Raw genomic sequence first — 18,936 nt, forward strand, 5'->3', positions numbered from 1 at the left:
GGGTGAGGCGGCACGTTAGGAGGGGTACGGGCCGCCTCACCCACGTTTGGTGCGACGTCGCGTATTGTGGGCACTCTTCCCCCGGAGTAGACGAGGGGAAGTTTGTGCCATGCGAGGTGTCCTAGCCGCCGCGCTGCTCGTCGCGGCCGCCGGCTGTTCCGCCGTTCCAGCCGACCCCGCCGTGCGGTCCGCCACAGGGCTCCAGGGCAGCGCCGCCCAGGTCGAATGGGGTCCGTGCACCGACATCAAGCGCCCTGACGGCGAGCCGCCGGCCCGTCAGGACAGCTCGGTGCGGTGCGGCAAGCTCGCGGTGCCGCTCGACTACGACAAGCCGGACGGCGAGAAGATCGATCTGGCGCTGATCAAGATGCCGGCGACTGGGCAGCGGCTCGGCTCGATGGTGTTCAACTTCGGCGGCCCGGGAGCCTCCGGCGTGGACACGCTGGACCAGGCGGGCAAGGCCCTCGCCCCGCTGCGCACCCGCTACGACCTGGTCAGCTTCGACCCGCGTGGCGTCGAGCGCAGCTCCGGGGTGCGGTGCGGCGACGGCGCCCAGATGGATCGCTTCACCGCCCTCGACACGCTGCCGCCCGACGACCGCACGCACCGCGAGGGCGCGCAGATGAACAAGCAGTTCGCCGCCCTGTGCGAGAAGAACTCCGGCAAGATCCTGCCCTACGTCGGCACCGTCAACGCCGCCCGTGACATGGACCGCATCCGCGCCGCCGTGGGCGACCCCAAGCTCAACTACGTCGGCATGTCGTACGGCACCCAGCTCGGCGCCGTCTACGCCACCCTGTTCCCCAAGAACGTGGGCCGCATGGTGCTGGACGCGCCGCTCGACCCGACGATCACCTTCGAGCAGCGTACGATCGCGCAGACGCGCGGCTTCCAGCACGCCTACGACAGCTTCCTGAAGGCGTGCGTGAAGGACGGCACGTGCGCGGTCGGCAAGGACGTGGCGACGGCCAACACCAACGTCGAGAACCTCATGAACGAGCTGACCGCCAAGCCCATCAAGGTCGGCGACCGCGAGCTCACCCAGGGGCTCGCCTCGACGGGCGTGGCCGCCGCGCTGTACTCCGAGCTGACCTGGCCGTTCCTGGAGCAGGCGCTCAGCGAGGCGCTGCACGGCCGCGGCGAGGCGCTGCTCTACCTGGCCGACACCTACACCGGGCGGTCCACGGACGGCAGCTACTCGACGCAGATGACCAGCTTCCCCGCCATCACCTGCGTGGACACCGCCGAACGGCCGAGCGAGGCCGAGCTGCGGCGCACCGAGCAGCAGGCGATGCGGATCTCGCCGCTGTTCGGCAGCGAGGGGTCCGGCGGGCTGTGCCGGGTGTGGCCGGTCAAGGGCAGCGACCAGGCGCGGCACGTGAACGCGACCGGCTCCGCGCCGATCCTGGTGATCGGCGGCAAGGGCGACCCGGCCACGCCGTACGAGTGGGCGCCCAAGCTGACGGAGCAGCTCAAGACCGCGACGCTGGTGACGTACGAGGGCGAGGGGCACGGCGCCTACCTGTCCGGCAGCAAGTGCATCCAGGGGCTCGTGGACACCTATCTCATCAACGGAAAAGTGCCCCAGAAGGGCGCCACCTGCCCGGCGGCCTAGTCTGGGGCGGGTGAACTACGAGCCGCTGATCGAGCAGGAAACCGAACGCCTCGCCGAGCTCGCCGAGCTCGCGGGCGACCTGTCCGCGCCCGTGCCCTCCTGCCCGGGGTGGACGATGGCCGAGCTGGTCACGCACGTCGGGCAGACGCACCGCTGGGCGGTGCACATGCTGCGCAACCAGGTGCAGGAGCGCGTGTGGTCGCGCCAGGTGCCGAGCGGGCTGCCCGAGGGGCGCGACGGGGACGCGGAGTGGCTGCGGGCTGGCGCGGCCGAGCTGGTGCGCACGCTGCGCGAGACCGACCCGGACCTGCCGGTCTGGACCTGGGGACCGGACGGGCGGGCGGCCTGGTGGCCGCGGCGGATGGCGTACGAGCTGGTCGTGCACCGGGTCGACGCCGAGCTCGCGCTCGGTGTCGACCCGGTGATCCCGGCGGCGACCGCCGTGGACGGCGTCGAGGAGTTCCTGCACAATCTGCCGTCCGCGGTGTGGGTCACCCGGCCGCTGGCGGAGCTCGGCGTGGAGGGGGCCACGATCCACCTCCACGCCACCGACCCCGCCGGCGCCGTCCCGGGGTCCGGGGGCGCCCAGGGCGAGTGGACGATCACGCAGGGCCCCGCGGGGCGCGTCGAGTGGACGCGCGGCCACGCCAAGGGCGACGTCGCCGTGCGGGGCCCGGCCGCGGACCTGCTCCTGCTGCTCTACGGCCGCCGCTCGCCCGACGCGCTCACCCTCCACGGCGACCGCGACCTCCTGACCCGCTGGCTCACCGCCGCGGCCTTCTGACCCGCGCCCTGGCGTTCACGTCAGGGCCCTGGACGCGCCGCCGCTCGGCGATCGGCGGCGTGTCCAGGGCGCGGGGTGACGACGCGCCGCCCGCGCAACCCCTGGTTGTGAGCCCTGAGGGGTGCGGCGGGCCGGCGCGGCCCCGTGGCGGCCGGGATCGGCGGGGAAGGCGCTTCCCCCGGCCGGCGCACGGGCCATCACCTGCGGTGGAAGATCCGGAAGAGCCCGGCCGAGCCCCGGCGGGGACAGCTGGGGAGCCCGCCCGTGGCCGCCCTCGGACCAGGTCACCATGCCGTCCATCGCCGTCTCCCTCTTTCTCGAACAAGACAACGATCCATCCGTGGAGCGACAACCCTATGTCGGTGTTTCCTCTTGACTTTTCGAACATCTGGGTGACCTAGTCGAGGAGCGTGCCGTGCGCGACCATCTCGGGGACGTCGGTGGCGAAGCCCTCCAGCGGCCGGTCGGGGCAGCGCTCGGCGGTGACGGCGGCGGCCGCGATGCGGTCGAGCCGGAAGACCCGCACGTCGTCGCGGAGCCGGCACCAGCCCACGAGATACCAGAACCCGCCGCGCCCGCCGAGGAAGACGCCGGGCTCGACGTCGCGCGAGGTGAGCGCGCCCTTGGCGTCGGCGTAGTCGAGCCGAAGCACCCGCCGCCGCAGCAGCGCCTCCTCGATGGCGCGCGAGACGTGCTCGGCGCCGAGCGGCCGGACCTCCCCTGCGCCCTCGCCGGGACGGCGGACGAGCTGCACCCGGCGGGCCAGCTCGCGGGCCAGCTCGCCCTCCGGCCCCGGCATGGCGGCGACGACCTTGCGCAGGGCGCTCTGGGCGTGGCGGCCGAACGGCTGCTCGCCCGCCTGGCTGAGCGCCACCGCGATGGCCACGGCCTCGGCGGGGCTGAAGTTGAGCGGCGGCAGGGACATCTTCTTGTCGATGGCGTAGCCGCCCTTGCGGCCCGGCTCGGCGTAGATGGGCACGCCCGACTCCTGGAGCGCCGTGATGTCGCGCTCGATCGTGCGTACGCTGACCTCGAACCGCTCGGCGAGCGCGCGGGCGGAGCGGCAGCGGGGCGCGATGGCGCGCAGGTCCTCGACGAGCGCGTAGAGCCGGTCGGTACGGTTCACAGCCGTGACGCTACGTGCCGCCACCGACAATCGCGGCTCCAGGCGCTCCCCCGCCACAGCCTCCTGTCCGCGCGGCGACGGCTTTGTCACCGCGCCGGCCACCGTTCCCGGCCTTCCGAGCCGCTCCCCGGACCGGGCGCCTTTCCCATCGGGCAAACCTGGCCGCCTTTTCCGCCCGCCCCGCGCCGGCCGGCCGGGCGGCGGGGTGACATCTCGATAACCGTCCGTTATCGAACGGCCGCGAGAAGTAGTAACGTCCAGGGCATGCGCCCGAGAACGATTTTCATCACTGTCCTGGCCGGCTGCGCGCTGCTCGTCCCGGCCGTCCCCTCCGCCGCGGCGGCCCGCGGCACCGCGCCCTCCTGCGTCGCCCGCATCGCCGACGAGCAGCCGCACGGCCTGATCGTGTGGGTGCGCAACGGCTGCGGCAGGACCATGCGGGTCAAGGTCATCATGGACTGGGCCCGCGACACCGACTGCGTCACGCTGGCCGACGGGCGTTCGCGCGAGTGGACGTACAAGACCGGGTCCTACAACCGCACGGTCACCTGCTGAGCGGCTCGGGGCGGGCGCGGGTCCAGTCGAGCAGCCGCTCCAGCGGCCAGGTGTTGACGACGCGCTCCGCCTCGATCCCGCATCGGGCGGCCCGCTCGCAGCCGTGCCTCTGCCAGTCGAGCTGGCCGGGGGCGTGCGCGTCGGAGTCGATCGCGAACAGGCAGCCCATCTCGTACGCCAGCCGCATCAGCCGCTTGGGCGGGTCGAGCCGGTCGGGCCTGGAGTTGATCTCGACCGCCACCCCGAACCTGCGGCACGCCTCGAAGACCAGCTCCGCCTCGAACTCCGACTCCGGCCGCTTCACGCCCCGCTCGCCGCCGCCCCGCACCACCCGCCCGGTGCAGTGCCCGAGCACGTCCACCCGGGGGTCGGCGACCGCGGTGACCATGCGGCGGGTCATCTCCTCGCCGCTCATGCGCAGCTTGGAGTGCACGCCGGCGACCACCACGTCGAGCCGGTCCAGCAGCTCGGGCTCCTGGTCGAGCGTGCCGTCGAGGTTGACGTCCACCTCGATGCCGGTGAGGATCCTGAACGGCGCGAGCCGTTCGTTGAGCGCGGCCACCACGTCGAGCTGGCGCTCCAGCCGTTCGGCCGACAGTCCCTTGGCGACGGTCAGGCGCGGCGAGTGGTCGGTCAGGGCCCAGTACTCGTGCCCGAGCGAGCGCGCCGCCTCGGCCATCTCCTCGATCGGCGAGCCGCCGTCGGACCAGTCGGAGTGGCTGTGCAGGTCGCCCTTGAGCGCCGCCCGCAGCGCGGCGGTCTCGGCGTCCAGCTCGACCCCCTCGGTGGCTCGCATACGCCGCAAATACGTCGGAACCTGGCCGTCGAGGCTTTCGTTGACCACCAGTGCGGTGACCTTCCCGATGCCGGGCAGGTCGCCGAGCCCGCCGTCGCGGGCCAGCCGCAGCAGCTCCTCCCCTGGCAGCTCGGCGACGACCGCGGCGGCGCGGCGGAAGGCACGCACGCGGTACGCCGGCTCACCGGCGCGTTCGAGCAGGAAGGCGATCTCGCGCAACGCCTCGACCGGGTCCATGGATCCCTTCTACCCGACGGCGTCGAACGGGGTGCGTCTGCCGATTGAACGCGGCCGAGAGCCACCGGTAGGCTGATCGGCCACTGAAAGCAGGAGCTACATGGCAAAACCGCCCCAAAACAAGTCGAAGCCGCCGCAGGACCGGAAATCCTCCAAAGTCGTCCAGCTCACCATCCTGGGCGTCATCTCCGTGGTCCTCGTCGGCTACTGCGCCGCCACCGCCGACGACGACGAGGTCACCGCCGACTGCGTGGTGCAACTCGCCGACGGCACGTACGAGGTCGTGGACGACGACTACTGCGACGACGACGACGGCCACACGCACTACTACGGCGGATCGCGCGGGGCGTACATGTGGTACTACGGCGGCACCCGCTCCGGCAACAAGATCCGGGGCGGCACCACCTACCGGCCGTCCAACGTGGACATCTCCTCCCGCAGCGGCAAGTCCATCCAGCGCGGCGGGTTCGGCAAGAGCTGGAGCGGCGGGAGCTGAGACGTGCGCCGCGAACATGGCACTCCCAGGGACGGCTGGGAGAAGACGATCGAGGGGCAGGGCCTGGCCTACCACCGCGCCGCCCACCCCACGGGCCTCACCCGGCCCTACTGGGACGAGTCGGTGCACTACGTCTTCTCGATGGAGGAGATAGAGGCGCTGGAGGAGCAGGTCGAGGAGCTGCACGGCATGTGCCTGCGCGCCGTCGAGCACGTGGTGAGCACCGGCCGCTTCGCCGACTTCGCCGTGCCCGAGTGGGCGTGGGAGGAGGTCGCGCGCTCCTGGGAGCGGCGTGACCCGCACCTGTACGGCCGCTTCGACCTGCGCTACGACGGCACCGGCCCGGCCAAGCTGCTGGAGTACAACGCCGACACGCCGACCTCGCTGGTGGAGGCGTCGGTCGTGCAGTGGTTCTGGCTGCAGGACGTCCACCCCGGCGACGACCAGTGGAACTCCCTGCACGAGCGGCTCATCGACCGCTGGCGCGCGCTGCGGCTGCCGCCCGGCCCGGTGCACTTCGCGTTCACCAACGCCGACGAGACCGGCGAGGAGGCCATGACGGTCGCCTACCTCCAGGAGACGGCCGAGCAGGCGGGACACGCCACGATCTCGGTCGCCATGGAGGACATCGGCTGGGACGACCTCGGCCGCCGCTTCGTGGACGCCGGCGACCAGGTGATCCGCTCGGCGTTCAAGCTCTATCCGTGGGAGTGGATGCTCTCGGACGACTTCGGCCGCCACGCCGTGCGGCACGCCACCTGGATCGAGCCGCTGTGGAAGGCGCTGCTGTCCAACAAGGCGCTGCTCGCCGTGCTGTGGGAGCTCCATCCCGGGCATCCCTCGCTGCTGCCGGCCTATCTCGACGGGCCGCGCGAGCTGACCTCGTACATCTCCAAGCCGCTGCTCGGCAGGGAGGGCGCCTCCATGAGGATCGTCACCCCCGAGGGCACGGCGGAGACGCCCGGCCGCTACGGCCGCGAGGGCTACGTCCATCAGGGCTTCGAGGCGCTGCCCGATTTCGGCGGCCAGCGTCCGGTGCTCGGCGCCTGGGTGGTCGCCGACGAGGCCGCCGGGCTCGGCATCAGGGAGAGCACGGGACTGATCACCGACGACACCTCCTCCTTCGTCCCGCACCGCATCGCCGACTGACATCCCCCCACAGAACCAAGGAACAGACGTGACCCTTCTGGAAACCCTCGCCCGCGGCTCCGGCGCCATCGCCTCGTACGCCGCCGTCGGCGTCCTGCTCATGATCGTGGGCTTCTACGTGATCGACTGGGCCACGCCGGGCAAGCTCAGCGAGATCATCCGCAGCGAGCGCAACCCCAACGCCACCCTGCTGGCGGCCTCCGCCATGGCCGCGGTCGGCCTGATCGTGGCCGCCTCCATCTGGTCCTCCGGCGGGCGGCTGGCCGAAGGGCTGGCGGGCACCGCGGTGTTCGGCCTGGTCGGCATCGTGGTGCAGACCGTGGCGATGCTGCTCTTCGACCGCATCGTCGGCGTCTCCGTACGCGACCTCGTCCAGGAGCCCGAGCTGCAGCCGGGCGCGCGGCTGCTGGCGGTGACGCACGTGGCGATCGGCCTGATCACCGCGGTCGCCGTGATCTGAGCGACAGGCCCGGCGGGGCGCGCGGTCCGGCGTCGCGGTCATCGCGAGCCACCTGGCACTCTAGAGTGCGTGACAGACCGGACCCGGGAGGACACCACGCGCAGGCTCGAGCGGGCCATGGGCTCGCTCGGCACCGCGGCGATGGCCCGCATGGACGAGCAGCTTCCCTGGTTCCGCGCGCTCAGCGCCGAGGACCGCTCCTGGGTGGGGCTCGTGGCGCAGGCCGGCATCGCGGCGTTCGTCGAGTGGTTCTCGACCGCCGGGGAGGACCGGCCGACGCCCAGCATCGAGTTCTTCGGCACCGCGCCGCGCGAGCTCAAGCGCTCGATCTCGCTGCAGCAGACCGTCGACATCGTGCGCGTGGTGGTCGAGGTCGTCGAGGCGCAGACGCACGAGCTGGCCTCGCCGGGCGGCGAGGACCAGCTCCAGCAGGCCATGTTGCGCTACACCCGCGACGTGGCCTTCGCCGCCGCCCACGTCTACGCCCGCGAGGCCGAGGCGCGCGGCTCGTGGGACGCGCGGCTGGAGGCGCTGATCGTGGACGCCCTGGTCCGCGGCGAGGTCGACGACGGCCTCCACTCCTGGGCGGCGGCGCTCGGCTGGACCTCCTCCCCCGTGGTCGTCATCGCCGGCCACGCGCCCGAGGGCGACCCCCGCTCGGTCATCGACGGGCTGCGCGAGCGGGGCCGCCGCATCGGCATGGACCTGCTGGCAGGGGTGCAGGCCGACCGCCTCGTGGTGATCGTCGGCGGTGCCGACAACGTCAACGCCGCGGGCAAGCAGGTCGTGGCCCGCTTCGGCATGGGGCCCGTCGTGATCGGCCCCGAGGTGCCCGACCTGCACGCCGCCCCCCGGTCCGCGCGGGCCGCGCTGGCCGGGCTGAAGGCCTCCGCCGGCTGGCCCGACGCGCCCCGTCCCGTGCACGCCGAGGACCTGCTGGCCGAGCGGGCGCTCGACGGCGACGAGGACGCCAGGGAGCAGCTCATCGAGAACGTCTACCTGCCGCTGGCGGGCACGCCGCTGCTCGACACGCTGGCGACGTACCTGGAGCAGGGCACGTCGCTGGAGGCGACCGCGCGGCTGCTGTTCGTCCACCCCAACACCGTGCGCTACCGGCTGAAGAAGATCACGGAGCTGACCGGCTACCAGCCGACGGAGGGCCGCTCGGCGTTCACGCTCCAGGTCGGCCTGATCCTCGGCAGGCTCGCGGAAGCGGCTGTTACATGGAGACCCCTAACGTAATCGACCCGAAATCCCCACTGTGGGGTTCCTACAAATAAGCCTGGACAAAGTTCGTATGGATCTCCAGCCGCGTGTCGAACCTCTACAGGGCATGGTGGAATGCGTGCTAGTACTCGTCGCTCCGGGCCAAGGTGCCCAAACTCCAGGCTTCCTCGCTCCCTGGCTCGAGCTGCCCGGCCTCGCCGACCGGCTCGGCGCCTGGTCGGAGGTCGCCGGGATCGACCTGATCGCCTATGGCACGACCGCCGGCGCCGACGAGATCCGTGACACGGCCGTCGCCCAGCCGCTGCTGGTGGCCGCCGCGCTCGCCTCGGCCGAGGCCCTGGGCGTGCGGCCCGACGTGCTCGCCGGCCACAGCGTGGGCGAGTTCGCCGTGGCCGCGCTGGCCGGGGTGCTCACCGCCGAGCAGGCGCTCGCCCTCGTCCGCGAGCGGGCCCAGGCCATGGCCAAGGCCGCGGCGATCACCGAGACCGGCATGACCGCCGTGCTCGGCGGCGCCGAGGACGAGGTGCTGGCCGCCATCGACAGACACGGGCTCACGCCCGCCAACATCAACGGCGCCGGTCAGATCGTCGCCGGGGGCACGCTGGAGGAGCTCGCGGCCTTCGCCGAGGACGCCCCGGCCCGCGCCCGGCTGCGCCCCCTGTCCGTGGCGGGCGCCTTCCACACCCGGCACATGGCGCCGGCGGTGGAGAGCCTGCGCGCCGCCGCCGAGGGCGTCACGCCCGCCGACCCGCGGGTGACGCTGCTGTCCAACGCCGACGGCCGGCCGGTCGCCGGCGGCGCCGAGTTCGTCGAACGCCTGGTCAAGCAGGTCAGCAGCCCCGTCCGCTGGGACGCCTGCATGGAGACCATGGCCGGGCTCGGCGTCACCCGGATGATCGAACTGCTGCCCGGCGGCACGCTGACCGGCCTCGCCAAGCGCGGGCTGCGCGGCGTCGCGACCGTGGCGCTGAAGACCCCAGACGACCTCGACGCGGCCAGGGAGCTGATCAAGTGAGGATTCCCGACATCGCCCCCGGCGCCCGGGTGCTGGCGCTCGGCCATTACCAGCCGGCCAATGTCGTCACCAACGACGACCTCGCCAGGACCATGGAGACCAACGACGAGTGGATCCAGTCCCGCGTCGGCATCAAGGAGCGCCGGGTCGCTCCCGCGGGCGAGTCGGTCGAGGACATGGCCGCCATCGCGGGCGGCAAGGCGCTCGCCGCGAGCGGGCTGTCGCCCGACGACGTCGACCTGGTGATCGTCGCCACCTGCACGCTGGAGACGCAGATCCCCAATGCCTCGGCCATCGTGGCGCACCGCCTCGGGATCAGGTCGCCCGGCGCGTTCGACGTCAACGCCGCCTGCGCCGGCTTCTGCTACGCGCTCGCCACCGCCAGCGCCGCCGTACGCGGCGGTTCGGCCAGGAACGTGCTGGTCATCGGGAGCGAGAAGCTGTCGCAGTGGGTCGACTGGACCGACCGCTCCACCGCCGTGATCTTCGCGGACGGCGCGGGCGCCGCGGTCGTCGGCCCCGCCGAGACCCCCGGCATCGGCCCCGTGGTCTGGGGCAGCGCCGGCGACAAGTTCGAGGCCATCCAGATCCAGGACCGCACGACGTTCCTCCACCAGGAGGGGCAGACGGTCTTCCGCTGGGCCACCACCGCGCTGCACCCGGTGGCTCTGGAGGCCTGCGAGCGGGCGGGTGTCGACCCGTCCGAGCTGTCGGCCTTCGTCCCCCATCAGGCCAACTTGCGCATCATCGAGGCGATCGCCCGTAAGCTGGGCGCCGAGAAGGCCGCGGTGGCGCGTGACATCGTCACCGCCGGCAACACCTCGGCCGCGTCCATCCCGCTCGCGCTCTCGCGCATGCTGGAGCGCGGCGAGGTGCAGTCCGGCGGGCTGGCCCTCGTGCTGGGTTTCGGCGCTGGGCTCACGTACGCGGGCCAAGTGATCGAGATTCCGTAGGATCACCGTCCGCACCACTCGCTTGCGCGGTCCACGGGCCGTGCAGTTCCAAGGAAAATCAAAGGAGAACAACGACATGGCTGCCACCGAGCAGGACATCCTCGCGGGCCTCGGCAAGATCATCAACGAGATCACCGGCATTCCGGCCTCCGAGGTGACCCCCGAGAAGAGCTTCGTGGACGACCTCGACATCGACTCCCTGTCCATGGTCGAGATCGCCGTGGCCGCCCAGGACGAGTTCGGCGTCGAGATCCCCGACGACCAGCTCAAGAACCTGAAGACGGTCAAGGACGTCCTCAACTTCATCCAGGGCTGAAAACCACCGCAAGACGCAACTGATCATCAGCAAGGAGCGCGAAACGTGAGTGCGAACCGGGTACGTGTCGTCGTCACCGGGCTTGGCGCGACGACGCCCGTCGGTGGAGACGTCACCTCGACCTGGGCGGCGCTCCTCGCCGGTCAGTCGGGTGTCGAGACCCTCACCGCGGACTGGATCGACACCGTCCCCGTGAAGTTCGCGGGGACGGCCGCCGTCGATCCGGCCGAGGTGCTGCCGCGGCCCGAGGCCCGCAGGCTCGACCGCAGCGAGCAGTTCGCGATGGTCGCGGCCCGGGAGGCCTGGCAGGACGCCGGCGCCCCCGAGGTGGCCCCCGAGCGGCTGGGCGTGGTGGTCTCCAGCGGCATCGGCGGCATCACCACCACGCTCAACGCCTACGACACCTACCGCGAGCGGGGCTGGAACCGGCTGTCGCCGTTCACCGTGCCCATGCTCATGCCCAACGGCCCGGCCGCCTGGATCGGCCTCGACCTGGGCGCTCAGGCGGGCGTGCACGCCACCGTCTCGGCGTGCGCCTCCGGCGCCGAGGCCATCGGCAGCGCCATGGACATGATCAGGGTCGGCCGCGCCGACGTCGTGGTGGCCGGCGGCACCGAGGCCGCCATCCACGGCCTGAACATCGCGGCCTTCGCCGCCGCGCGGGCCATGTCCACCCGCAACGACGACCCGGCCGGCGCGTCCCGCCCGTGGGACCGCGACCGTGACGGGTTCGTGCTCGGCGAGGGCGCCGGCATCGTCGTGCTGGAGTCCGAGGAGCACGCGAGGGCGCGCGGCGCGCGCATCTACGCCTACTGCGCGGGCGTCGGCTACTCCGCCGACGCGCACCACATCACCCAGCCCGAGCCCGAGGGCCGGGGCATCATCATGGCGATGACCCAGGCGCTCACCAACGCGGGCGTGTCCGGGCTCGACGTCAAGCACGTCAACGCGCACGCCACCTCCACCCCCGCGGGCGACGTCGGCGAGGTCCAGGCGATCGCCAAGGCCATCGGCACGCACCCGCTGGTCACCTCGACCAAGTCCATGACCGGGCACCTGCTCGGCGGCGCGGGCGGCATCGAGTCCGTCTTCACGATCAAGGCGCTGCAGGACCGGATCGTCCCCGCCACCATCAACCTGCACAACCCCGACGACGGCATCGAGGTGGATCTCGTCCACGGCGAGAACCGCAAGCTGCCGGACGGCGACATCGCCGCGGTCAACAACTCGTTCGGCTTCGGCGGGCACAACGTGTCCGTCGTGTTCAAGGGGGCCTAGATGACCGTGCTCGACAACGGGGTGGTGACGCCCGGCTCCGAACAGGAGCCCGCCGATCCCCGTGACCCACTCGTCCGCCTGTCCGCGCTGCTCGACGAGGGCTCGCTGCGGCTGATCACCCCGGAGGACAAGAGCGGCGTCCTCGCCGCCATGGGGCGCGTCGAGGGCGTGCCCGTCGTCTCCTTCTGCAGTGACGCCCGCTTCCAGGGCGGCGCGATGGGCAGCGAAGGCTGCGAGCACATCGTCCACGCCTACGACGTCGCCGTACGCGAGCGGGTGCCGGTCATCGGCGTCTGGCACTCCGGCGGCGCGCGGCTCACCGAGGGCGTCGAGTCGCTGCACGCGGTCGGCAGGGTCTTCGCCGCCATGACCAAGGCGTCCGGCGTCGTCCCGCAGATCTCCGTGGTCGTCGGCCCGGCCGCGGGCGGCGCCGCCTACGGGCCGGCGCTCACCGACCTGGTCATCCTGGCCGACACCGGCCGCATCTTCGTCACCGGTCCCGACGTCGTCCGCAGCGTCACCGGCGAGAACGTCGACGCCGCCGCCCTCGGCGGGCCCGAGCCGCACAGCAAGCGCAGCGGCGTCGTGCACGTCGTCACCAAGACCGAGACCGACGCCTACGTCAGGGCGCGCCAGCTCGCCACGCTCCTCGGCCACCAGGGGCGGGTGCGCGCGGGAGAAATCGAGGAAGTGGACTTCTCCACGCTGCTGCCGGAGTCCCCGCGCCGGGCCTACGACGTCAAGCCGCTCGTCAACGGCCTGCTCGATGAGGCCGGCATCGAGCTGCACCCCAAGTGGGCGCCGAACATCGTCACCTCGCTCGGCCGCCTCGGGGGCCGGACCGTCGGCGTCATCGCCAACAACCCGATGCGGCTCGGCGGCTGCCTCGACGCCACGTCCGCCGAGAAGGCCGCCCGGTTCGTACGCATGTGTGACGCCTTCGGCGTGCCGTTGGTTGTCCTGGTGGACGTTCCCGGTTACCTGCCGGGCGTCGGGCAGGAGCACGACGGCGTCGTCCGGCGGGGAGCCAAGCTCCTGCACGCCTTCGCCGAGGCGTCGGTGCCGCGGGTCACGCTCGTCACGCGCAAGGCGTACGGCGGGGCGTACATCGCGATGAACTCCCGCGCCCTCGGCGCCACCAAGGTCTTCGCCTGGCCGACCACCGAGATCGCGGTCATGGGGCCGGTGGCGGCGGTGCGCGTGCTCAAGCGGCGCGAGCTGGCCGCCGCGCCCGAGGAGGAGCGGGCGGCGCTGGAGGAGCGGCTGGCCGAGGAGCACCAGAAGCTCGCCGGCGGGCTCGAACGCGCTCAGCAGCTCGGGGTCATCGACGAGGTGATCAGTCCCGGGGAGACGCGCGGCGCCATCGCCAAGGTCCTCGCCCAGGCCACCCCCGCGCGCGGCGCCCACGGCAACATCCCCCTGTAACACCGCATTCCTCTCGGAGGCCCCGTACCCACCGCCTGGGTACGGGGCCTCCGGCTTTCCTCAGCAGCCCAAAAGGCCCCGCACCGGAGCCGGTGGGGGCCTTTTCAGGGGGAGGTGGTGTGGGGCCGCTCAGACGGCGGCGTGCAGCCAGCGGACGGGAGCGCCGTCCCCGGCGTAGCGGAAGGGCTCCAGCTCCTCGTCCCACGGCCGCCCGAGCAGCTTGTCGAGCTCCTCCTCGAGGTCGCAGCGCCCCTGGGCGGCCAGCATCATGGCGGCCCTGAGGCGGTCCTCGGGGACCATGATGTCGCCGTTGACCCCGATGACGGCCGTGAAGGCGCCCAGGGTCGGGGTGTAGGCGTGGCGGGACCCGTCCACGCCCGGCGAGGCGTCCTCGGTGATCTCGAACCTGAGCCGCTGCCAGCCCATGAGGGAGGAGGCGATGGCGGCCGCGATGCCGGGCCTGCCCTCCCACTCGGCCTGCGCCCGCACGACGTTGGGCGCGGCGGGCTGCGGCGTCCACGTCAGGTCGACGGGCACGCCAAGGACACCCGCGACCGCCCATTCGATATGAGGGCACAGCGCGGGCTGAGCCGAGTGGACGTAAAGGACGCCACGTGCAGACACCGGACCTCCCGTTCGGTACGAGGTGCGCCTTCCCCAACGGCCTCGTACATAGGGATGATCACAAGTGACTAGGGAGAGACTACCGTCGGTCGCCATCCGGCACCAGTGGGGGGCCATACCAAGTTGGTGCGGGAGTGTCGCGTGACACCTGGTGCGGGCGGGAAACATACGTCGCCATGAACTTCCAATCTGTCGGCGAGGCGCTCATCCGGCCAGGTCAGCTCCTGGCCGACCGGAGCACCTTGGCCGCCGTCGCCCGCTGGACCCAGGCCGTCTCCGAGGCCGACGGGGTCTGCGTCGCGCATCTGGCCCCCGGCGTGGACCCCTGCGAGCTCGCCGCCGAGCTGTCCGCGAGGGGCCTGCGGGCCTCGCCCAACCACGTGTTCAGGGGGCAGCCGCTGTTCTTCGGCGGCCCGGCGTCGCGGCCGTTCCCGGTGGAGCCGATCGCGTACCGGCCGGCCAGGAACCGTTCCGCGGCGACGGTGGCGGTGCTCGACACCGGCGTGGTCAAGCACCCCTGGTGGTCGGGCACGGACTGGTACTCCCGCGTGGGCCCGGAGGACGCCGACGCGGGCGAGGGCCAGCAGGCGGGGCACGGGACGTTCGTCGCGGGAATGCTGGCGCGCCTGGCCCCCGGCGTGTCGCTGCGCGTGCGGCGGGTGCTGGACGGCGACGGCATCGGCGACGAGGCGAGCGTGATCCGCGCGCTGCACCGTATGCGGGAGGACCCGCCCGACGTGATCAACCTGTCCTTCGGCGGCCACACCTTCGACGACCGGCCGCCGCCCCTGCTCAACGACGCCATCGCGGCGCTGAGCGACACCGTGACGGTCGCCTGCGCCGGCAACACCGCCTCCGACCGCCCGTTCTGGCCCGCGGCGCTGCCCGCCGTGGTCGGCGTGGCCGCGCTGGAGGCGACGGGGCGGCAGCGGGCCGCCTACTCCGGGTACGGCACATGGGTGGACGCCTGCGCCCGCGGCGACTGGCTGGAGAGCAGCTATCTGGACCTCGGCGAGTTCGGCGGGTTCGCGACGTGGAGCGGCACGTCGTTCGCCGCGGCGCTGGTGTCGGGGACGATCGCGGCCGGGGCCGCCGCCGAGCCGGCCAAGGAGGTGGTGCGGCGGCTGCTCGACGCGGAGGACGCCCGGCACTTTCCCGATCTGGGAGTTGTCGTTCCCGTGAGTCTGTAGAGTTTCACTCTCAGTCCACGGTCCATCACGGTGAGGCGTGATCGCCTCCTCGTCCCTGACGTGAGGGAGGCCTCGTGCACGCCCAGCGCGCCCCGGCGGAGCTGCTGCGAGCCGCCGCCGACGGAGACCGGTCGGCGTGGGACGCGCTCGAGGCCGAGTTCGGCCCGCTCATGTGGGCCGTGGCCCGCGCCACCGGGCTCGGCGCCGCCGACGCGGCCGACGTGGTGCAGGGCGGCTGGCTGCGGCTGCTGCAGCGCATGGAGGACATCAGGGAGCCCGAGCGGGTCGGCGCCTGGCTGGCCACGGTCGTGCGCCGCGAGGCGCTGCAGCTCCTGCGCGAGAGCGGCCGTTCCGGCGTCCACGCCCTGGCCGTGGCCGAGGAGCCCGAGCCGGGCGCCGCCGTCCTCGGCGACGACGACCGTCAGCTCCTCTGGAAGGCGGTCTCCACCATGCACGAGCCCTGCCGCACGCTGCTCCAGCTCGTCGCGATCGACCTCGGGAGCCGGCAGACCGCGGCCCGGCTCGGGCTGCCCATCGGCAGCGTCGGCCCCACCCGGGCCCGCTGCCTGGAGAAACTGCGCACTCTGATCTCGACGCAGGAGATGGCGCGATGATCAACGACGAATATGTCCTGGCGGCGCTCCGGCTGGCCGCCGGAGCCGATCCGCCGCCGGCCCACGTGTCCGCCGCCGCCCGCGAGGTCTACGGCCTGCGAGTCGCGGGCTCGCTGACCGCCGCCCCGGCCGCCGAGGCGGCGACCGTCCGGGCCGGCGCGGGGACGCGCGGCGACGACGGCTCGCACCTGGTGCGGTTCGTCGCCGACGGGCTCACGTTCGACCTGGAGGTGACGGTCGGCGACGGGCTCATCGACGTGGCCGGGCAGGTGTTCCCCTGCCCCGGGGAGGGCGCGTTCGTCGACGTGCGCACGCCGCACCTCACGCTGTCCCGGCCGATCAGCCCCAACGGCTGCTTCGCCGCCACCGGGCTGCCGCCGGGCTGGCTCAGCGTGGTGTGCCACCGGCCGGGGCAGGCGCCCGTACAGACCCGCTGGGTGCGCATCCGCCCGTGATCCGCCCGGCAGCCCCGATTCCCGCAGCCCTGACGGGAGGGACATGTCCTTAACCGACCGTTCCCCTCAGGGCCGGCCATGAGCGACGGCCCCTGTCCTCTCGTCGAGGCGGCAGAGGCCGCCATGCTGCTTTCGCTGGTCGATCCCGAGCACGCCCTGCGCGCCGCCGGCGCGGTGCTCTCCGCCGCCCGCCGGGCCGGCGCCCACGAGGCCGAGGCCGTGGCGCTGCGCGCCATGGCGCTGGCCGACCGCGAGCTGGGCGACCTCGACAGCGCCGAGCACCACCTGCGGGCCGCGATCGCCGTGCCGGGCGCGCCGCGCGAGCGGGTGGCGCAGGCGCGGCTGTCGCTGGTCACCGTACGCACCGAACTCGGCCACCCCCTCCAGGCCCTCCGCCTGGCCGCCCTGGCCTGGGCCTACCTGCGCCCGCTCGACCGGGCCAAGCTCGACACCCAGCGCGCCGTCGCGCTCTCCCACCTGGGCCGCCACCAGGAGGCCATCGCCTCCTGCGACCGGGCGCTGCGCGCCCTGGTGCACGCGCCGGGCACCGTCGACGACCGCCGCTTCCTCGCCGGCGGGCTGCTCAACCGCGGCCTGGTCCGCTGCTGGCGGGGCGAGTGGGACGCCGCCATGCGCGACCTCACCGCCTGCCTGGAGATCTCCCAGCACGCGGGCCTGCACCACCTCGCCCGGCTCTCGGCCGCCAACCTCCCGTTCCTCTCCGTACGCCGGGGCGACATCGCCGGCGCCTTCCACCACTACCGGGAGGCCGAGGACACGCTGTTCGGCTATCCCGAGCGCCTGGCGACCATGCGGGCCGACTTCGCCGGCGCCCTGCTGGCGGCCCACCTGCCCGGCGAGGCCAGGGCGATGCTCAACCTGGCCGTGCCCGACCTGGAGGCGAGCGGCGGGCGGGTGGCGCTCGCCGAGGCGCGGCTGAAGCTGGCCCAGGTCGAGCTGCTGACCGGCGACCCGCACCGGGCGCTGCAGGTCGGCGAGCAGGCGGCGCAGGAGCTGGCCGACCAGGAACGCACGTCGTGGCTGCCGCTGGCCAGGGAGGTCGTGCTGCGCTCGCGCCTCGCCCTCGGGCCCGTCACGCCCGAGCTGGTGTCCGGCCTGATCGCCTGCGCCGACGAGCTGGAGGACGGCCTCGCCCAGCTCCCGGGGGCGGCGGCGCTCCGCCTCACGGCGGCCGAGGCGGCGCTCGCGGTCGACGACCATCCTGCGGCGTCGGCGCAGCTCGCCCGCCTGACCCGGCACGCGGCCGTGGACGAGCGGCCCGACGAGCCGTTCCCCGGCGGGCGGCTGGCCGGCGAGTGGCAGGTGCCCGCCCCGGTGCGGCAGCACGCGCTCGCGCTGGAGGCCGCGCTGCGCGAGGACGTGCCCGGCGCCTTCCACGCGGTGCACGAAGGGCTGGCCGAGGTCGGCGAGGGCGTGGAGGGCTTCGACGACCCGTCGCTGCGGGCCCACGCGGCACGGGCCGGGGAGCGGCTGGCGGCGTTCGGGCTCTCACTGGCGGTGCGGAACGGGCTTCCCCGCGACGTGTTCGAGTGGGCCGAGCGGTGGCGGGCCGTCACCGCGCCCGCGCACGGCTCCCCCGCGATCGATCCCCGGCGGGTGGGCGCGGAGCTGGGCTCGGGCGCCCTGGTCGAGTTCGTGATCGACGGGGAGTCGCTGCTCGCGGTGCTGGTCAGCGGGGAGCGGGTGCTGCTGCGGTGGCTGGGCGCGGTGCGGGCGGTCGAGGAGGCGGTCGTACGGCTGCGCTACGCGCTGCGGCGGCACGGCGAGCGGCGCGACTGGTCCGGTTCCGCGGACGGTGACGGCGGCAACGACCTGGAGGTGGCGGCGCAGGAGGTGGACCGGCTGCTGTTCCGGCCGCTCGACGCCGAGCTGGACGGCGCGGCGCTCGTGGTGGTTCCGGTCGGGGCCCTGCACACGCTGCCCTGGAGCGCGCTGCCCTCCCTGCGCGAACGCCCGGTGAGCGTGGCGGCGAGCGCCGCCGGCTGGCTGCGGGCGCGGGCACGGCAGGGCCGGCGCGGCGACGGCGTCCCCCGGGTCGTCGCGGCGGCGGGGCCCGGGCTGACGCACGCGCACGCCGAGGTGACGCACGTCCTGGCCTGCCATCGCGACACCGCCGAGATCCCCGCGCGCAGCGGCGCCGTCCTCGACGCCCTCGACGGCGTGGACGTGCTGCACCTGGCCGCGCACGGCGTCTTCCACGCCCGCAGCCCCCTGATGTCCGGCATCACCCTGGACGACGGGCTGCTGATGGCCTACGACCTGCTGACCCTGGAGCGGGCGCCGGAGCTGGTCGTGCTGTCGGCGTGCAACTCCGGCATGTCGCGGGCGCCGGTCGAGGGGGCGCCCCTCGGCCTGCCGGGAACGTTCCTGGCGCAGGGGGCGGCGTGCGTGATCGCCGGGATGGTGCCGGTGCAGGACGAGGCGGCGCGGGCGGTGATGAGCGCCTTCCACGAACTCGTCGCGGTCGGGCAGCCGCCCGACGCGGCCCTGGCCGCCGCCGCGGCCAAGACCGGCGTGTACGAGTTCACCTGCTTCGGCGCCGGCGACCGGCCACTCTACTGACCGGCCGTCCGCCGCTCCCTGAGGCCGCCCAGGCAGGG

General features: G+C 73.3%; 19 protein-coding genes. 16 read left to right on the forward strand and 3 right to left on the reverse strand.

Features of this window, described 5'->3' with window-relative positions:
* Positions 1-109 precede the first annotated feature (109 nt).
* A complete protein-coding gene (locus Nocox_RS31060; RefSeq protein ID WP_020541946.1) occupies positions 110-1,615 on the forward strand; it encodes an alpha/beta hydrolase in 1,506 nt (501 codons plus the stop codon).
* A 10-nt stretch (positions 1,616-1,625) separates the two neighbouring features.
* The gene (locus Nocox_RS31065; protein ID WP_020541947.1) at positions 1,626-2,399 is read left to right on the forward strand and encodes a maleylpyruvate isomerase family mycothiol-dependent enzyme; all 774 of its coding nucleotides are present in this window, start codon (positions 1,626-1,628) and stop codon (positions 2,397-2,399) included.
* Positions 2,400-2,796: 397 nt separating this feature from the next.
* On the opposite strand, the gene Nocox_RS31070 is transcribed toward Nocox_RS31065, so the two are convergent.
* Positions 2,797-3,525: a helix-turn-helix transcriptional regulator gene (locus Nocox_RS31070; protein WP_020541948.1), complete on the reverse strand. Its 729-nt coding sequence runs from the start codon at positions 3,523-3,525 to the stop codon at positions 2,797-2,799.
* Between the two features lie 264 nt (positions 3,526-3,789).
* Here Nocox_RS31070 and Nocox_RS31075 point away from each other — a divergent pair, with 264 nt between their 5' ends.
* Complete coding sequence (locus Nocox_RS31075) at positions 3,790-4,080, forward strand: hypothetical protein (protein WP_020541949.1); 291 nt, start codon at positions 3,790-3,792, stop codon at positions 4,078-4,080.
* Here Nocox_RS31075 and Nocox_RS31080 read toward each other — a convergent pair.
* The gene (locus Nocox_RS31080) at positions 4,070-5,113 is read right to left on the reverse strand and encodes a PHP domain-containing protein (protein WP_020541950.1); all 1,044 of its coding nucleotides are present in this window, start codon (positions 5,111-5,113) and stop codon (positions 4,070-4,072) included. The genes Nocox_RS31075 and Nocox_RS31080 overlap by 11 nt on opposite strands.
* Positions 5,114-5,213: 100 nt before the next feature.
* Between Nocox_RS31080 and Nocox_RS31085 the strand changes: the two genes are divergently transcribed.
* The 9 genes from Nocox_RS31085 to Nocox_RS31125 all read left to right on the forward strand — a co-directional run bounded on the left by Nocox_RS31085 (position 5,214) and on the right by Nocox_RS31125 (position 13,432).
* Complete coding sequence (locus tag Nocox_RS31085) at positions 5,214-5,609, forward strand: hypothetical protein (RefSeq protein ID WP_020541951.1); 396 nt, start codon at positions 5,214-5,216, stop codon at positions 5,607-5,609.
* A gap of 3 nt (positions 5,610-5,612) precedes the next feature.
* Positions 5,613-6,758: a glutathionylspermidine synthase family protein gene (locus Nocox_RS31090; protein WP_020541952.1), complete on the forward strand. Its 1,146-nt coding sequence runs from the start codon at positions 5,613-5,615 to the stop codon at positions 6,756-6,758.
* Positions 6,759-6,786: 28 nt separating this feature from the next.
* Positions 6,787-7,218, forward strand: a complete 432-nt coding sequence (locus tag Nocox_RS31095) for a DUF350 domain-containing protein (protein ID WP_020541953.1) — start codon at positions 6,787-6,789, stop codon at positions 7,216-7,218.
* Between the two features lie 117 nt (positions 7,219-7,335).
* The gene (locus tag Nocox_RS31100; protein WP_020541954.1) at positions 7,336-8,460 is read left to right on the forward strand and encodes a PucR family transcriptional regulator; all 1,125 of its coding nucleotides are present in this window, start codon (positions 7,336-7,338) and stop codon (positions 8,458-8,460) included.
* A 103-nt stretch (positions 8,461-8,563) separates the two neighbouring features.
* A complete protein-coding gene (locus Nocox_RS31105; protein ID WP_026214084.1) occupies positions 8,564-9,460 on the forward strand; it encodes an ACP S-malonyltransferase in 897 nt (298 codons plus the stop codon).
* Positions 9,457-10,413: a beta-ketoacyl-ACP synthase III gene (locus Nocox_RS31110; protein WP_020541956.1), complete on the forward strand. Its 957-nt coding sequence runs from the start codon at positions 9,457-9,459 to the stop codon at positions 10,411-10,413. The genes Nocox_RS31105 and Nocox_RS31110 overlap by 4 nt, the downstream gene beginning before the upstream one ends.
* Positions 10,414-10,489: 76 nt before the next feature.
* Entirely contained in the window at positions 10,490-10,729 is a 240-nt protein-coding gene (locus Nocox_RS31115; protein WP_020541957.1) for an acyl carrier protein, read from the forward strand.
* 45 nt (positions 10,730-10,774) lie between these two features.
* Positions 10,775-12,007, forward strand: coding sequence for a beta-ketoacyl-ACP synthase II (gene fabF / locus Nocox_RS31120; protein ID WP_020541958.1), 1,233 nt, complete (start codon positions 10,775-10,777; stop codon positions 12,005-12,007).
* Positions 12,008-13,432, forward strand: coding sequence for an acyl-CoA carboxylase subunit beta (locus tag Nocox_RS31125; RefSeq protein WP_020541959.1), 1,425 nt, complete (start codon positions 12,008-12,010; stop codon positions 13,430-13,432).
* Between the two features lie 129 nt (positions 13,433-13,561).
* Here Nocox_RS31125 and Nocox_RS31130 read toward each other — a convergent pair whose 3' ends face one another.
* Complete coding sequence (locus tag Nocox_RS31130) at positions 13,562-14,056, reverse strand: DUF3145 domain-containing protein (protein ID WP_026214085.1); 495 nt, start codon at positions 14,054-14,056, stop codon at positions 13,562-13,564.
* 176 nt (positions 14,057-14,232) lie between these two features.
* Here Nocox_RS31130 and Nocox_RS31135 point away from each other — a divergent pair, with 176 nt between their 5' ends.
* From Nocox_RS31135 to Nocox_RS31150, 4 genes are all read left to right on the forward strand, one after another.
* Positions 14,233-15,246 carry a S8 family peptidase gene (locus Nocox_RS31135; protein ID WP_020541961.1) on the forward strand — a complete coding sequence of 338 codons (1,014 nt, stop codon included), beginning with the start codon at positions 14,233-14,235 and terminating at the stop codon, positions 15,244-15,246.
* 74 nt (positions 15,247-15,320) lie between these two features.
* Positions 15,321-15,860, forward strand: a complete 540-nt coding sequence (locus tag Nocox_RS31140; protein WP_020541962.1) for an RNA polymerase sigma factor — start codon at positions 15,321-15,323, stop codon at positions 15,858-15,860.
* Positions 15,857-16,315, forward strand: a complete 459-nt coding sequence (locus Nocox_RS31145) for a hypothetical protein (protein WP_020541963.1) — start codon at positions 15,857-15,859, stop codon at positions 16,313-16,315. The genes Nocox_RS31140 and Nocox_RS31145 overlap by 4 nt, the downstream gene beginning before the upstream one ends.
* Before the next feature lie 78 nt (positions 16,316-16,393).
* Positions 16,394-18,898: a CHAT domain-containing protein gene (locus Nocox_RS31150; RefSeq protein ID WP_157382916.1), complete on the forward strand. Its 2,505-nt coding sequence runs from the start codon at positions 16,394-16,396 to the stop codon at positions 18,896-18,898.
* Positions 18,899-18,936 lie beyond the last annotated feature (38 nt).

It is taken from the genome of Nonomuraea coxensis DSM 45129 (assembly GCF_019397265.1).
GTDB lineage: Bacteria > Actinomycetota > Actinomycetes > Streptosporangiales > Streptosporangiaceae > Nonomuraea > Nonomuraea coxensis.

What these genes read in the sequence shown, in the direction of transcription:
- Nocox_RS31060 (WP_020541946.1), top strand. Translation starts at nt 110, where the DNA reads ATGCGAGGTGTCCTAGCCGCCGCGCTGCTCGTCGCGGCCGCCGGCTGT.
- Nocox_RS31080 (WP_020541950.1), bottom strand. Translation starts at nt 5,113, where the DNA reads ATGGACCCGGTCGAGGCGTTGCGCGAGATCGCCTTCCTGCTCGAACGC.
- Nocox_RS31135 (WP_020541961.1), top strand. Translation starts at nt 14,233, where the DNA reads ATGAACTTCCAATCTGTCGGCGAGGCGCTCATCCGGCCAGGTCAGCTC.
- Nocox_RS31085 (WP_020541951.1), top strand. Translation starts at nt 5,214, where the DNA reads ATGGCAAAACCGCCCCAAAACAAGTCGAAGCCGCCGCAGGACCGGAAA.
- Nocox_RS31115 (WP_020541957.1), top strand. Translation starts at nt 10,490, where the DNA reads ATGGCTGCCACCGAGCAGGACATCCTCGCGGGCCTCGGCAAGATCATC.
- Nocox_RS31125 (WP_020541959.1), top strand. Translation starts at nt 12,008, where the DNA reads ATGACCGTGCTCGACAACGGGGTGGTGACGCCCGGCTCCGAACAGGAG.
- Nocox_RS31075 (WP_020541949.1), top strand. Translation starts at nt 3,790, where the DNA reads ATGCGCCCGAGAACGATTTTCATCACTGTCCTGGCCGGCTGCGCGCTG.
- Nocox_RS31100 (WP_020541954.1), top strand. Translation starts at nt 7,336, where the DNA reads ATGGGCTCGCTCGGCACCGCGGCGATGGCCCGCATGGACGAGCAGCTT.
- Nocox_RS31150 (WP_157382916.1), top strand. Translation starts at nt 16,394, where the DNA reads ATGAGCGACGGCCCCTGTCCTCTCGTCGAGGCGGCAGAGGCCGCCATG.
- Nocox_RS31145 (WP_020541963.1), top strand. Translation starts at nt 15,857, where the DNA reads ATGATCAACGACGAATATGTCCTGGCGGCGCTCCGGCTGGCCGCCGGA.